8 protein-coding genes are annotated in these 15212 nt (G+C 71.9%); 3 read left to right on the top strand and 5 right to left on the bottom strand.

What is annotated here, in order from left to right; all coding sequences use genetic code 11:
* Positions 1 to 1081: 1081 nt before the first annotated feature.
* Positions 1082 to 2377, bottom strand: a complete 1296-nt coding sequence (locus tag WMF46_RS43360) for a metallophosphoesterase (protein ID WP_437982577.1) — start codon at positions 2375 to 2377, stop codon at positions 1082 to 1084.
* A gap of 798 nt (positions 2378 to 3175) precedes the next feature.
* Here WMF46_RS43360 and WMF46_RS43355 point away from each other — a divergent pair.
* Positions 3176 to 4606: a glycoside hydrolase family 6 protein gene (locus WMF46_RS43355; RefSeq protein ID WP_437982576.1), complete on the top strand. Its 1431-nt coding sequence runs from the start codon at positions 3176 to 3178 to the stop codon at positions 4604 to 4606.
* 291 nt (positions 4607 to 4897) lie between these two features.
* Positions 4898 to 5848 (top strand): LysR family transcriptional regulator, encoded by a 951-nt coding sequence (locus WMF46_RS43350; RefSeq protein ID WP_437982575.1) that lies wholly within the window; start codon positions 4898 to 4900, stop codon positions 5846 to 5848.
* A 151-nt stretch (positions 5849 to 5999) separates the two neighbouring features.
* On the opposite strand, the gene WMF46_RS43345 is transcribed toward WMF46_RS43350, so the two are convergent.
* Together WMF46_RS43345 and WMF46_RS43340 are read right to left on the bottom strand one after the other, a co-directional pair.
* Positions 6000 to 7079: a hypothetical protein gene (locus WMF46_RS43345; RefSeq protein WP_437295898.1), complete on the bottom strand. Its 1080-nt coding sequence runs from the start codon at positions 7077 to 7079 to the stop codon at positions 6000 to 6002.
* Between the two features lie 134 nt (positions 7080 to 7213).
* Positions 7214 to 7897 (bottom strand): thioredoxin domain-containing protein, encoded by a 684-nt coding sequence (locus WMF46_RS43340; RefSeq protein ID WP_437982574.1) that lies wholly within the window; start codon positions 7895 to 7897, stop codon positions 7214 to 7216.
* 378 nt (positions 7898 to 8275) lie between these two features.
* On the opposite strand from WMF46_RS43340, the gene WMF46_RS43335 reads away from it, so the two are divergent.
* Positions 8276 to 11167, top strand: coding sequence for an Eco57I restriction-modification methylase domain-containing protein (locus WMF46_RS43335; RefSeq protein ID WP_437982573.1), 2892 nt, complete (start codon positions 8276 to 8278; stop codon positions 11165 to 11167).
* A 55-nt stretch (positions 11168 to 11222) separates the two neighbouring features.
* Here the strand turns inward: WMF46_RS43335 and WMF46_RS43330 are convergent, their stop codons facing one another.
* Positions 11223 to 11693, bottom strand: a complete 471-nt coding sequence (locus tag WMF46_RS43330) for a response regulator (RefSeq protein WP_437295895.1) — start codon at positions 11691 to 11693, stop codon at positions 11223 to 11225.
* A gap of 438 nt (positions 11694 to 12131) precedes the next feature.
* The gene (locus tag WMF46_RS43325; RefSeq protein WP_437982572.1) at positions 12132 to 14453 is read right to left on the bottom strand and encodes an SdrD B-like domain-containing protein; all 2322 of its coding nucleotides are present in this window, start codon (positions 14451 to 14453) and stop codon (positions 12132 to 12134) included.
* Positions 14454 to 15212 lie beyond the last annotated feature (759 nt).

Genomic DNA, 15212 nt, shown 5'->3' with positions numbered 1-15212 from the left:
CGTTCCATCAGGCCGCCGTAGCTGTGGCCGGCGCCCACGGCGTGGACGACGCGCGCCGTGACGCCGCCGCGCTCGAGGACCTCCCGCGTCTTGCGCGCCTGCGCCGCGCAGTCGGCCCGCCCGCACGCGAGGAGCACCCGCGCCCCGCCGCCGCCGCGAAAGCGCCGGGCGGCGCCGGGCGTCCACTCGTCGAAGCTGCCGTATCCACCCTCGATCAGCGCCGCCCGCGCGAAGCGGGCGGGATGCCCGGGCAGGAGCAGCGCGCCCATGATCGCCCCCTGCGAGTACCCCGCATAGATCGGGTCGCGGAGATCCACCCGATCGCCGAAGCGCGCCGACAGCGCCGAGACCGCCGCGGCGACCTCGCGGCTCAGCGCGTGATGGTCCGGGTAGTAGAAGATCCGCCCGGCGTCCGGCGCCCGGACGTCGATCGGCTTGCCGCGCGGGCAGAGCACGAAGCCGGCCCCCCTCACGATCCCGCGCCAGATGTCGCAGTGCCATTCGGGCCGATCGCCCGCGCCGTGCGCGACCACGAGCAGGGGACGCGGCCCCTTGCCTCGCGGCGTCACGACCACCGCGGGGCCGAAGTCCGGGACCTCGAGCGCGATGAGCTCGGGCTCGTCCGCGGCCGGCGGCGGCTCCGGCGCAGGCTGGGGCGCGCTCTCCAACCCGCGCCCGCGCTCCTGCCGGGCGGCGGGCGGATCGCTGCGGCCGACACGGCCGAGAGGCGCGGCGAGCGGCGCTCGCGCGCACCCCTCGGCGCCGATCGCGAGCGCGATCCCGAGGAGGAGCGCCCGCCGGGGGCCCGGGGCGCTCAGCGCGTGTCGACGTGCCGCACGCATCGCGCGAGGCGCGCGCGCCTCACGGTTCGCGCGTGTCGTACGGGCCGCACGTGTTGCGCTCATCGCACGTCGGAGGGTGAACACCCTCAGCACGGGAATCAAGAACCGGAGAACACGCCACTCCCGGAGACCTTCGAGCGCCCGGGAGATCGCGGCGGCTCTCCGCAGATCGACGCCGGGCTCGACCGCCCGCTCGCCGGCGCCACGCGAGCTCGACGCGGACGGCGTCGGGCGTGACGTCAGGCGGCGACGAGGACGATACGGCTCACCTCGGGCGGCGCGCCGACGCGGGCGGGCGGCCCGGCGGTGCCGAAGCCGCGGTTGATGTAGAGATGCGAACCGCCACGCTGGTAGAGCCCGGCGACGTAGCCGTGGGGGAGCACCAGATCGGCGGGCCGCACGAGGAGGTTGATCTGGCCTCCGTGGGTGTGGCCGCTGAGCTGCAGGGCCACCTCTCCGGCCGCGTCCGGGAAGAACACCGGGTTGTGGCAGAGCAGCACGCGCGGCAGATCGCGGGGCACGTCCGCGAGCGCCCGGCCGAGGTCCGGACCGCCGCCGGGGACTCGCCCTCGCGCCCACACATCGTCGACGCCGAGCAGCGCGAAGGCGCCGCCGGGCCCACCCACGACGCACCCGCGGTTGCTCAGCACCCGGGCGCCGCCGCGCTCCAGCGCGCCCAGCGCCGCGTCGATGCCGGCGAAGTGGTCGTGGTTGCCCGGGATCGCCGCGACGCCATGCCGGGCGAGCGGGCCGAGCCTCCGCGTGAGGCGCCCGAGGTGCTCGGCGTACCTCGGATCGAAATCGACGAGATCACCCGTCATCACGACGAGATCGCCGCGGGCCTCGCGCACGAGATCCTCGGCGGCGCGCATCTCCGGCTCGCCGACGAACAGCCCGAGGTGGATGTCGGACAGCTGCACGATGGTGAACCCGTCCAGGCTCCGCGGCAGGCCCGGTATCGGGATGGCGACCTCTTCGATTGTGTAGTCGTGTCGCCCGAGCAGCGCGCCATACACAGCGCTTCCGCCGCCGATGAGGAAGGCGGAGCCAGCGGCCCCGGTCGCGAGGAAGTCGCGGCGGGCGAGCGTCGGCAGCTCGACCGGCGGCGGGAGCGGCAGGGCCGCGGGGCCGCCGTCCTCCTGCGCCCCTCGCTCCGCGGGGCTGGGCGCGGCGCCGGCGGCGCGGGCCGTCCCGCGGTCCGCGGGCGCGGCCGCCGTCGCGCGCCCGAGCGCGGCGCGCCCGAGCCGCGCGATCAGCCGGCCGAGGTCCACGACGGCGAGCAGGACCGCGGAGATCAAGACGCCCAGCGAGAGCGTGCTTCCGCCGAGCCCCATGCCGCGGAGCACGCCGTCCGGGAGCGCGCCGCGCCCGAACCGCGCGGAGATCATGGCGATGATGCCGGCCGCCAACAGGCACGCCAGCGCGCGCCGGGCGCGCACACCCAGGCCGAGCAGCCTGGAGGCGCGCCGGTGCACGTACAGGCCCAGGACGCCGAGGACGAGGGCGAGGATCAGCGAGAAGACCGCGAAGCGCATGGGCAGCTCTGCACGAAGGGGGACGGAAGCCTAACCGATCGGCGACGGTCGGCCAGAAAGCCCTCCGTGACGGGCCGATGGCGGCAACGCGCCGCGACGGCGCCCCGCGACGCGCGCCGGAGGCGGCTTGCGATCTCGCCTGCTGTCACGTCATGCGTCTCGGCCGGGGGAAGGTCCGGGCGCACGACGCCGGCGAGCGGCGCACTCCGCACCTCGACATCGGACGCTCCATGGCGCTGTGCGTCGCCACCTCGCATGACGCCGGGCGCAGAGCTCCGAGCAGAAGCCCTGGTGTGTGTTATCGCTCGGAGAGGCGGAGTTTGTCGCCACTGACAAGCTTGGAAATAGAACTGAAACCCTTCTATTCGTCTGCCGTGTCACATCCGGACCCAGCCGTGCTCCCAACCCAAGCTGTGGAGTCGTGATGATTGCGCGTTGCGTTGGATGGACGGCGTACGCCCCCGTAACCCGTGGCCGGTGCGTTCTCCCCGTGCAGAACCGCCGCACCCGCACGCGATCGCGATCGCGATCGCGTGCGGGAAGGGCAGGGTAAGGGCAGCAAAACGCACGCGTGACGCGCGTCGAGAGGTGTCGATCGTTCTAGCGTTTGTGGAAAAATACCTACATGGCGTACTGCGACGCAGCCGCGTTGGCGTGGAATAGCCGTCGTTTGTCCTTGCCCGAGAGAGGCCATTGGTCTAAATTCGGCCCGCTATTTGACGCGTTGAATTGGCCTGGTTTCTTCATTGAAGTGATGAGAGGCTTAATATGCTGAGAAGGAAGACGCATCAGCTGGGGTTGGCAACGTCGGTTGCGGTCATCCTCGCGCTCACGGCGTGCGGGGACGGCGGGGGCGGTGACACCAGCGGGACGGGCGGGGGCAGCAGCGGCGTGGGCGCGGGCACCCCGACGGGCAGCGGCGTGGGCGCGGGCACCCCGACGGGCAGCGGCGTGGGCGCGGGCACCCCGACGGGCAGCGGCGTGGGCGCGGGCACCCCGACGGGCAGCGGCACCGTCGACCCGACGACGACGAGCACCGGCAACGTCGACCCGACGACGACGAGCAGCGGCACCGTCGATCCGACGACCAGCGCGGCTGCGGGCGGCGGCAACTGCTCCCCCGCGGTCGACATCGCGGCTCCGAACGGCAACCCCTTCACGGGCGCGCACCTGTTCGTGGACCCCGGTTACATCAAGAAGGTCGACTCGTCGATCGCGCAGGTGACCGATACGGCCCTGAAGGCGAAGATGGAGAAGGTCAAGCAGATCCAGACGGCGTTCTGGCTCGACCGGATCGAGGCGATCAAGGAGCTCCCGGCCTACCTCGACGCGGCGCTCAAGCTCCAGAACGAGATGTGCGAGCCGGTCACTGCGCTCATCGTCATCTACGACCTTCCGAACCGCGATTGCTTCGCCGAGGCGTCGAACGGCGAGCTCCAGCTCGCTCAGAACGGCACCCAGCGGTACAAAGAAGAGTACATCGCCCCGATCAAGCAGATCCTCGCCGCTCACTCGGGGCAGCGCATCGCCGCGGTCATCGAGCCCGACTCGCTCCCCAACATCGCGACGAACCTGGGCGGGAAGCGGTGCGACGAGACGACGGCGCAGTCCTACCGGGACAACGTCGCGCACACGCTCAAGGAGCTCAACATGCCGCACGTGTACCAGTACATCGACGCGGCGCACTCGGGCTGGCTCGGGTGGCCTGACAACCAGAAGAAGGGCGCCAAGATCTTCGCCGAGGTCATCAAGGCCGCCGGCAGCCCGGCCAGCGTCCGCGGCTTCGCGACCAACGTCGCGAACTACACGCAGCTCAGCTACAGCGCGGAGAGCTACGATCAGCAGGACAATCCCTGCTTCGGTGAGTTCGACTACGTCGATGCCATGGCCTCGGCGCTCTCGGCCGAGGGCCTCGGCGACAAGCACTTCATCATCGATACGAGCCGCAACGGCGTCGGTAACATCCGGGCGGACTGGGGCTACTGGTGCAACAACAAGGGCGCGGGCATGGGCGAGCGGCCGAAGGCCAGCCCGGGCGGCGCGACGAACCTCGACGCCTTCGTGTGGGTCAAGCCGCCGGGTGACTCCGACGGCGTGGGCCAGGAGGGTCAGCCGCGCTACGACCTGTTCTGCGGCAAGGAGAACGCGGACACGCGCGCGCCGCAGGCGGGGCAGTGGTTCCACGACTACTTCGTGGAGTGCGTGAAGAACGCGAAGCCGGCGCTTTGACGGGCGGGTCGGCCTGCTTCAAGCTGTGACGAGCGCGCTCGGCTGAGCGCGCGGCCGGCGGCCGGGGCAGGCGAGGAGCGTGAGAAAAAGGGGTCTACCTTCCCGCGGACGACGCGGGCCCGCTGGAGGGTAGACCCCTTGGGAAAACGCTCCTCGCCTGTCCTGGCCGCCGCGCCGCTTTCAGGGACATCAGCAGCGCAGAGGGCCCGCGACCTTTGACATGCGCGCGCACGCGCGCACGCACCCTGCGACCGAACCGCGCCGCGCCGCGCCGTGGCATGGTGAAGCGCGGTGCACGACTCCATCACGCTCGAACAGCTGCGCACGTTCATCGCGGTCGCCGACGAGGGCAGCTTCTCCGCCGCGGCCAGGAAGCTCCGGCGCGTCCAGTCGGCCGTGAGCCACGCGATGGCCAACCTGGAGAGCCAGCTCGGGATCGCCCTCTGGGACCGGTCGACGAGGATCCCGGCGCTCACGGAGCACGGCCGCGTCCTGCTCGGCGCCGCGCGGCGGGTGTGCGCCGACGCGGACGCGCTCAGCAGCGCAGCGCAGCGGCTCGCGGGCGGCCTCGACCCGCTCGTCTCGCTGTGCGTCGACGCCATTTTTCCGCTGTCCGCGCTCGTCGATCTCTGCGTCGAGTTCGCGCGCGCCTACCCCACCGTGGAGCTCGTCGTCCACACCGAGACCATGGCCGCCGTCGCCGATCGCGTCCTCGACGGGACATGCCAGCTCGGGGTCGTGGGGCCGACGGCGACGGCCCAGGGGCTCGAGCGCCAGCACCTCACCTCGGTGCGCATGGTGCCTGTCGTCGGCGAGACACACCCGCTCGCCGCCGCAGATCCGCGCGGCGCGCGCGTCGCGACCGAGCAGCTGCGCGAGCACGTGCAGATCGTGCTGAGCGAGCGCGGCGGAGGGCGCTCGCCGGAGCAGGCCGTCCTGTCCCCCCGCACCTGGCGCGTCGTGGATCTCCAGACCAAGCGAGAGCTCCTGTGCGCGGGGCTCGGCTGGGGAAACCTGCCAGAGCACATGATCCGCGACGACCTCAACGCCGGGCGCCTGGTCCGGATCTGGCCGGCGGCGTGGGGGGACGACGAGCACGTCCTGCCGCTCGCCGTGGTCCACAGGCCGGGCCTCGTGCAGGGGCCCGCGGGGCAGTGGGTGCTGAAGCGCCTCGTCGATCTCTGCCGCCAGCACGTGGGGGGCCCGGAAGGTGGGGGGCCCGGACGCGCCGCGGTGACCTGACGTCGAGCGGGGTCGAGCAGGGAGGAGCGGCGAGCGCGCGCCCATCGCCCATCGCCCATCGCCCATCGCCCATCGCCCATCGCCCATCGCCCATCGCCCATCGCCCATCCACGCTCGCGCCCGCACCGGGCTCCCGGAGCCGGCGCGGGCTTCAGAGCGAGAGACGCGACAGCAGATCGTTCACGCGGAGCGCGGCCGCGACGCTCCCGGCGTCGTGCGCGAAGTCCATGGCAGCGAACAGGTGGGTCTGCTCGAGGTCGAGCCGCTCCGGAGAGCGCTCGAGGAGCGCCATGTAATGCTCGAAGAAGCGGCGCTGATCCATCTGCGTGCGCTTCAGCACGGCGTGGCGCACCGTCGCGTGCAGCGCGAAGCGGCCCGCGAACGGCTCCTGCACCAGCCGGAAGCGGCGCAGCGAGGCCAGCGCGTCGCCGGCGCGCCGCCCGGCCCGCGCGAGCTCGGCGAGGGAGCCCTCGTCGATGTGGTCGCCGTTCGAGTGCGCCAGCACCGCGAGCATCCGCCGCGCCGGCGGCGAGAGCCCGCGGAAAGCCCACGCGACGAGCAGGCCGACCTCGGGGAGGTCGTCCTCGTGATCGATGACCCGCACGCGGTCGACGCCGCCCGCCACGAGCCACCGGTGGAGCTCGGCGACGTCGGCCGCGCCGCTCCCGACGATCGCGTCGGCAAGCTCCAGGGAGACCGGGTTCCAGCGGAGCAGGCGGGTCAGCGAGGCGACCGCGGGGAAGGGGCTCCGCCCCGAGGTCACGAGCGGCGCGATGACCGGAAAGATGGAGACGCCGGCGACGAGGCAGCGCCGCGCCGTGATGACCCAGGTCACCGCCTCGTCGCGGAGGTCGTCGAGCAGCTCGGCGACGGCGCGGTCGTGCTCGTGGTTGTCGAGCACGATCAGCATCTCCCCGAGCGCCCGCAGGCGGCTCCGCAGCGCAGGCAGCGACGGCGACGGCCCTGCCCCGAAGCGGAGCGACAGCATGCCGCGCAGCGTGCGCGCGTCCCATGCGCCGACCCGGAACCAGTGGATCCCGCCGGGGAGCTCGCGCGCGAGCTTGTGCCCGAGCGCGCACGCGAGCGTGGACTTGCCGCTGCCGCCGGTGCCGACGAGCGCGACGCGGGTCGGGCGCGACGCGCGGACCGTCGCCAGGAGCGTCGCGAGCTCGCGGCGACGGCCGCGCAGCGAGGGGGGGCGGGGAGGGAACACGAGCGGCGATGCGGTCATCCCCGCGCGAGCGTACCAAAAAGCGCGCGAGGCGCCGGCGCTCGTCGCGGCGCTCGCGGCGGTCGCGGCGGCTCACCCGGGCGGTTGCGGCGGTCGCGGCGGCTCACCCGGGCGGTTGCGGCGGTCGCGGCGGCTCACCCGGGCGGTTGCGGATCGAGCATGATCTGCTCTATCGCGCGGGAGATCGGCTCCGGCGACATCGAGGTGAGGCGGAGCCGGAGGGGCTCCTGCCCCTCCCGGATCAGGAACAGCGCCGGCACGCCCCGGACCTGGAGAGCCGCCGCCTCGGTCCGCGCGGCCTCGAGCTGCTGCAGGACCTCCGGGCTGTCGCGCTGCGCCATCGCCTGCTCTGCGTCCAGGCCCGGCACCTCGGAGGCGACGCGCAGCAGGAGCTCGTCCGTGATCATCGGGCGCTCGCGCGCCTGGAGCCGGAAGAAGCGGTCGACGAAATCAAAGAGCCGATCCTGCATCCCGACCGCGGCAGCCATGCGCGCGGCCTGCACGGAACTCGGACCGAGGAACGCGAGATTCCGGAATACGAGCTTCACCTGCTTCGTCCTCACATGGCGTTCGAGGACCACCGGCAAGATCTCGAGCCCGTAATCCCGGCAATGCGAGCAACGCAGATCGGAGAACTCGACAAGCGTTATCGGCGCGCTCGGGTCCCCGAGGACGATGCCGTCCTGGGGAATGCCGGAATAGAGGTCAATCCCGCCGGTGACCGCGCCGGTGGGCTCCTGCACCGGCGTCTCGCCGGCGTCGTGGCACGCCGAGATCCCGAGCAGGAGCGCGGCGAGCAGGGCGCCGCGCCGCGCCACGGAGCCAGAGCGCGAATTGCGTGAATGAGCGAGTGCGTATCGTTCGAACAGCTCAGGATTCATTCTTGAGCATGCGGCACGAACCGTACCCCGATGTGGTCGGGTGTGAGAGATGCTTTCACGAGGATCTCGGTAAACCGTGCTGGGTGAGGACCTCCAGGCGAGGAAGGACTCCTCTCCAGGGCGCCGCGCGGCGCGAGGAGCGACACCGGCAAGCGCCGAGATCGCCGCAAGGGGGCAGGACATGGAGGTCTTCTCTCGGCGTTCCTCCCGGCGCGGCGTTCGCGCGGCGGCGCGCCCGGCCGCGGGCCGGCGCGACGCCGCGCCGGGGCGCTTGCCTGCACCCGGTCCCATCCGCAATGCTGTTGCGGAACCTGCGTGTCCTCGGAATGCCCTCAGCTCAGCGCCGCCCTCCTGGGCCGCGACCGTGAACGAGGCGGCGCCTTCGCCCAGCGCGGCGCCGCGAAGCGAACGGGCGCGTCTTTCGATGGATCCGCGCCGTCCGCCGACGGCGTGGCGCGGCAGCTCCGCGATCAGGCGCAGGGCGCGCTCGGCGAGGTCCTCCGCGGCTTTCAGGCGGCGGATCCGCAGGGCAGCGACGTCGCGTGCGCCGGCTCCGCCGAAGGGCGGCGGCGCCTCCGCGCCGGCCTCGTGTCCGCGTTGATGCGGCTCATCTTCCTCCTCTACGCCGAGGCGCGCGGCCTGCTCGCCGCCGTGGAAGGCGGCGGCGCGCCGCTCGCCCGGCTCTTCGAGGATCTCGAGGAAGAACGGCGACGGCAGGGAGACGACCTCGAGCGCCGCCACGGCGCGTGGGCGAGGATCGCGGCGCTCTTCTGCGCGCTCCGCGATCGCGGCCCCGGGGGCGCGCGCGGCGGCCTCTGCGATCCGGACGCCCACCCCTTCCTGGAGGGGAGACCGTGGCTCAGCGACGGCGCGCTCCACCGGGTGCTCTCGGCGCTCCTCGTGCACGACGGCGTGCCGTTGCGCTACGGCGAGCTCGAGGTCGAGCACCTCGGCACGCTTTACGAGGGCCTCCTGGCTTTTGACCTCGAGATCGCCGAGGGCGAGTCGATGGCGCTCTTGCCGTCGCACGTCGTCGTGGATCTGGAGGCGCTCCTCGCCCTCCCCGGCCGTGACCGGCTCGCGCGGCTCGAGGAGGTGGCGGACCTGAAGCTCGGCGCGCGGCCGGCCGCGCGCGTCGCCGCGGCTGGCAGCGTGGCCGAGCTGTCGCAGGCGCTCGCGCGCCGCGCGTCCCCGCGGCAGCCGGACCAGATCGCGCGGGGCGCGCTCTACCTCCAGCGGGGGCAGCTCCGGCGGCGCGCGGGCTCGTACTACACGCCGCGGGAGATCACGTCGCATGTCGTCGAGCGCACGCTGTCGCCGCTGCTCGACAGGGACGGCCGGCCGGCGGCGCCCGCGGATGTCCTCGCGCTCGCCGTGTGTGATCCCGCGATGGGGTCCGGCGCGTTCCTGGTGGAGGCATGCCGCCAGCTCGCCGCGCGCCTCGTCGACGCATGGCAGCGCGCCGGCGCGGCGCCGCCCCTCGCCCCCGGCGAGCCGCCGCTCCCTCGCGCCATGGCGCTCGTGGCGGAGCGCTGTCTGCACGGCGTCGACCTCGACCCGCTCGCGGTCGACCTCGCCAGGCTATCGCTGTGGCTCGTCGTGCAGGACGCGCGCCTCCCGCTGAGCTTCCTCGACGGCAAGCTTTGCTGCGGCGATAGCCTCATCGGCGCCGAGCGCGCGGAGGTCGGCGGCTTCCCGTCCGCCGCGAGGCTGCCCCGCGGCCCCGGGGAGCGGCAAACGCGGCGGGCCCTGCTGCGGCAGGCTCCTGCGCCCCCGCCGCCGGAGGGCGCGCCGCCGGAGGCCGCGCCGCAGGAGGCCGCGCCGCCGGAGGCCGCTCCGCCGGAGGCCGCCGAAAGAGCGCCCCGCGACGGGCCCGGGGGCGCCGAGGGAGCGGATCAGGCGGCGCTCGACGCCTGGATGGCCCTGTGGTTCTGGCCGCCGGCGGGCGAGCTGGCGGCCCTGGCGCCGGCGCCGGCCACGTTCGCGCGCTACATGGCCGCCGCGCGCGAGCCGGCCGATCCGCGGGCGGCGCTGTCGCGGCGCATCGCCGAGGAGCGCCGGTTCCTGCACTGGGAGCTCGCGTTCCCCGGCGTCTTCGATCGCCCCGAGCCGGGCTTCGACGCCGTGATCGGCAATCCGCCCTGGGTCGCGTACGTCGGCCGCGCGGCGCAGCCGATCGCGCCCGAGGTCTTCCACCTCCACCTCCGGAGGAACCCGGCGTTCCACGGCTACCGCTCGCTGCACGGCCTGTTCGTGCACCGGGCCGCGTCGCTGCTGCGGCCGGGCGGGCGGCTCGGCCTCGTCATCCCGACGTCGGTCTCGGATCTCGATGGATACGGCCCGACGCGGCGCGCGCACGACGCGCTCTGCGCCGTGGACTCCGATCTTCCGAGCTTCGGCAGCGACGCCTTCGACGGCGTGTTCCAGCCCTGCATGGGCCTCCTCTCGACCCGCCTCGCCCCCGCCGCCCCGCGGGCGGCGGAGGCCGCCCCGTGGCCGCTCGCGCGTTCGGATCTCGACGTCGTGTCCCGCCGGCTCCTCGAGCGGCTCGGCGCGCTGCCCCCGCTGCCGGCGGCCCTGTTCGGCGAGCGCGGGTTTCAGACGACGGCCGAGGACGCCGAGCGCATCCGGCGCGCGAACGCCCCGGAGCCGCCGTACACCTGCCCCATCCGGGAGGGCACCGACGTGGGCGAGCTGATCGCGCGCGCGCCGCGCCACCACGTCGATCGCGCCGGCGTGAAGGGCCGCTTCCGGAAGGACGAGGACTGGAAGGCGGTGCGGCTGCTCATCCGTCAGACCGCCCGCTATCCGATCGCCGCGCTGAGCGACGGCCTCCCGTTCCGCAACTCGATCCTGGCCGGCTTCTCCGACGCCACCTGGAGCGAGTTCGCGCTGCTCTGTTACCTCAACTCCTCTCCCGTCCGCTGGTGGCATTACACGCGTCACCGGGACGCGCGCGAGGGCATGCCGCAGGTGAAGATTGCGCACCTGCGTGCGATCCCTGCGCCCCCGCCGGCGGGAGCCGCCCTGATCGCGGCGCTGGACGCGCTCGGACGGGAGCTCGGCCCGGCGAACGCGGGCCTGCCGGCCGAAGCCCGGCGCCACCTGGACGGGATGGTGGCGGACATGCTGGAGATGACCGAGGAGGAGCGGGGCTGTGTCGCGCGCTGGGCGGCGGCGACCCCCCTCCCGCGGCCGGACGGCTGAGCGGCGGCCGAGGAGCGCGAAGGAGCGCTCCCTCGTCAGTCCTCGTCGGTCGTCGTCAGTAACCGCCGTCGAAGCCGGGCGCGTCCTTCAGGTTGAACAGCACGCTGCGGAGATCGTCCAGATCGAACGGCTTCTCGAAGACGGCCGAGGCGCCCAGGCTGCGCGCGGTCGCGTGGAGGTGCGGGTGGCCGAACGCCGTGATCAGGATGACCGGCGGCCGCCGCCTCACCTCGGCGAGGCCCTCCAGGATCTCCATCCCCGAGAAGCAGGGCATCTGGATATCGCTGACGATCGCGTCGATCGGCTTCGGGGGCTCGTTCCCACCGAGGCAGGGCGCCACCTTGTCGAGCAGCTCGAGGCCGTTTCGCGCCTCGGACACCTCGAACCCGTCGCTGCGGAGCGCCATGGCAATGGTGGACCGGAAATCCTCGTCGTCTTCAGCCAGGACGATATGCTGACCTTTGCCGAACAAGCCGCAAGGCGGGACCAAGGGCTTATCGCCAATCCAGCTTTCCGTCAGGTTCATGGCAACTTCTCCTTCTTCTGGCCCGCCAACGCTGCGTCGTTGGACCGTCTAGCGCGGTCCTCGGAGCTCAGCCCCGCAGGATTTGCAGCGCCCGTGCCATGCTGTCCTGTCTTGCGGTGGAGCGGTCTCGACGGGCTCGACCCCGCTCGTTGTCGGGGCGCTGTTCGAGGCGTAGGCGGCGCCTGCAGGGGCCCCCCTTCGGGACGGCAGGGGCAATTTGTCGCGCGAGGGGCAGAACACGCCCATGCGGGGGTGTGGGGGTGTCCGCGGGCGTCGAGAGACGTTCCGTCCTGAGTACGAGGCGGCCCCCCTGCTAGGGGTGAGGAGGGCGACGGCGGAGGGGAGGGGGGAGGCGGGGAGGGGCTGGGCCAGCTACCGCGGCTCTCCAGGCTGGTCGCCTGGAGCGGGCGCTGGCCCGGGGGCGCTCGCGTCTACATCTCAGCGGCCGCAGCCGCGGTGATGGTCGCGATCGTTGCGGTTGTCCTCGCAGTCAAGGTCGTCGCGGTGGGGGGCGCAGAGATAGCCGTTGTTGTACTTGTCGAGCATCTCGGACAGGGGCTTGCCGGCCACCCACGGCGCGTTCCTGCTGCAATTGTCCTTCACGTTGCTGCCGAGCGGGTACTTCTTGAGCCAGGCGTCGGCCTTGGCGATGGTGTCCTCGATGCAGCTCGACCGGTTGCCGATACCGACGTTGAGCTTGGCGACGATGAGGTGCTTCGCGATGATGTAGGTGACGTCACCCTTGGTCGGACGGCTGATGATGTCGAGGAGCTGGGACTTCGTATAGGTCTTGCCGCCGATGGTCAGCTTCGTGATCTTCCAGGCGCTCGCGTGGTTCTTCCAGTAGCCGGGGGAGCCGGTGCCGGGGGAGGAGCACTTGCAGACGCCGCAGTCGGCCGCGCAGCTCGAGCAGTTCTCGACGCCCGCCTTGCAGACCCCGTCGCCGCAGACCGGCGGGCAGGCGCCGCAGTCGGCCGCGCAGCTCGAGCAGGTCTCACCGGCCTCGCAGACGCCGCTGCCGCAGACCGGCGGGCAGACGCCGACGTCGCTCGGGCACTCGAGGCAGTTCTCGCCGGCCTCGATGACGCCGTTGCCGCAGACCGCGGGGCAAGCGCCGCAGTCGCCGGTGCAGTTCGAGCAGTCCTCGCCGTTCTCGCAGACGTTGTTGCCGCAGACCGCGGGGCAGGCGCCGCAGTCGTCCGAGCAGGTGCCGCAGTCCTCGCCGGCCTCGCAGGTGCCGTTGCCGCAGACCGGCGGGCAGGCGCCGCAGTCGTCCGAGCAGGTGCTGCAGCTCTCGCTGGCGTCGCAGGTGCCGTCGCCGCAGACCGGCGGGCAGACGTCGCAGTCGGCGCTGCAGCTCCCGCAGTCCTCGCCGGCCTCGCAGGTGCCGTTGCCGCAGACCGGCGGGCAGGTGCCGCAGTCGACGGCGCAGCTGGAACAGCTCTCGTCACCGCCGCAAACGCCGTTGCCGCAGGAGAGCTGGTAACCGAAGTCCGCGTCGAGGAGGTCCTGTGCCCAGCCGAGCGAGACAACGCCCACGTTGTCGAGCCCGCCGTCGGGGTCGGCCGTCGGCTCCTGTCCGGCGAGCGGACCGCTCGTCATGAAGTTGTCGGGCGTGACGACCACCGAGTAGGTGCCCGCCGGGAGCGTGTCGAAGAGGTAGAAGCCGGGCTGGCCGGTGTAGGGGCTCGTGCCGGTGATCGTGAAGTCGACAAGCTGGGCCCCCTGGAACAGCTCGACACGGACGCCGTTGACGCCGAGCTCGCCGGTCTCCGGCTCGTAGAGCCCGTCGGCGTCGCTGTCGAGCCAGACCGTGTCGCCGATCGACGAGTACGTCACGTAGCCGAAATCGGCGTTGGCGACGTTCTCACCCGCGTCGAGGGACACGCCGAGCGGCTCGTCGTCGCTGGTCAGGATGTGGCCGAGCGGGAGCGTCGCGTCGTCGACATCGACGACGTAACAGCCCGCCTCGAGCTCGGTGAAGCGGTAGACGCCGTTCGCGCCGGTCACGGTACTCTGGAGCGCGGCGCCGTCGGCGACGCCATCGCAGTTCGCGTCGCCGAAGAGGTCGACGACGACGTCAGAGATGCCGAGCTCGGAGGTGTCCTCGATGCCGTCCGCGTTGGCGTCGAACCACACCTTGTCGCCGATCGAGCCCTTCGGCGCGGTGTAACAGACCTCGAGGAGAGGCCGGTAAGACACATCGGTGTGGGCGCTGCCCTTGTACGACGTCTTCCCGCTGGCGCCCTCCTCGAGGAGGATCCCGTGGCTCGGCGCCGTCCCGTCCACCCAGTCCTGCACGATCCCGGTGAGATCGACCGAGCTCCACCCGGTGACGTTGGGCACGAACGAGGTGAACGCGGCGGGGTCCATGCCGCCGAAGTTGTTCCAGGTGACGAGCGACTCGCTCCAGGGGGCGAGCACCTGGTGGACGTACACGGTCTGGGCGGTGCTCGTGTACGTCTGGGCGTAGAACGTGGCCGACGTGACGAGAGAGCCGGCGGGGATGGGGCTGAGATCGAAGCGGAACAGGGCGCGCTTCTCTCCGACCGAGCTGGAGTACCCGGTGTTGACCTCGAACGGGGTCGGGACGTGGTAGCTCGGGGCGAGGCTCCAGATCTCGGCGTTGTAGATGTCGCCGAGGACACCCCGCTTGATCACGGTGCAGGTGGGAGACGGAGCGGTCGTGTTGGCGAGGCTGGTGGCGGTGATGAACAGCGTGGCGAGCGCGACAGAAGATGCGATTGCAAACTGCTTCATTGGTAGCTCCTCGAGGTCCTCACGGGTGAACCATTGCTGGAGCGTCATCCGGATAGCAGGCACCATGACTCACGGGTCAGGCGAGGTCGGTTTCGCGGGCTCCGGTCGGAATGAGCCCCCGCGGGCTGATCAGGATCGGATCAAGTACGCGGGTGCTTGTGCTTCGATCGGAGAGCGGATGCGCAAGGTAACAGTGTGTAAGTTAGCAACTCAGAGATGGAGATGTCCAGATCTTTTTGGCGGCAGGCGCGAGAAAAGTATTGATTTGCACGGTGACAATTTTGGGTCGTGCGGTGACGCTTTTGGGCTGCTCGCGTCGGCTTGCGTCTGCTCGCGTCTGCTCGCGTCGGCTTACGGTCTGCTTACGGTTCGCGGAGACGAGCGCAGTCTGGCGCATCGAGTTCGATGGCCAGATCACTCGCCAGCTCGATGGTCGGTGCGCGTGCGCAGCTCGCGGTTCGCTGGGGGCGCGCTGGGCGTTCGGCGGCGTGCGGCGACGCGCAGCAGCCCTCTCCGACCCTTCGCAGGGGTCGAGGGACGAGCAGGATCGGATCAGGTACGCGGGAGTGCCTGACGAGATTTGATGCAGAATGCGCACGGGACCATTTTTCAATGTAACGAATCTTTATTTTGCCTGTCTAGATCCTTTTTCGCTGCGTGAGCATTTTGTACGGCTCTTGCTCTCGGGCGCTGGTGAGGGCGGCCCGGGCGGCTTGCGTGTCACGCGTTGCTCGCCTGCACGTCGCTCACGCCCGCCCG

This window comes from Sorangium sp. So ce117 (assembly GCF_051524395.1).
In the GTDB taxonomy this organism is placed as follows: Bacteria; Myxococcota_A; Polyangia; order Polyangiales; family Polyangiaceae; genus Sorangium; species Sorangium cellulosum_B.
The sequence above is the reverse complement of the archived record's forward strand: the minus strand, read 5'-3'. Positions and strand labels throughout refer to the sequence as shown.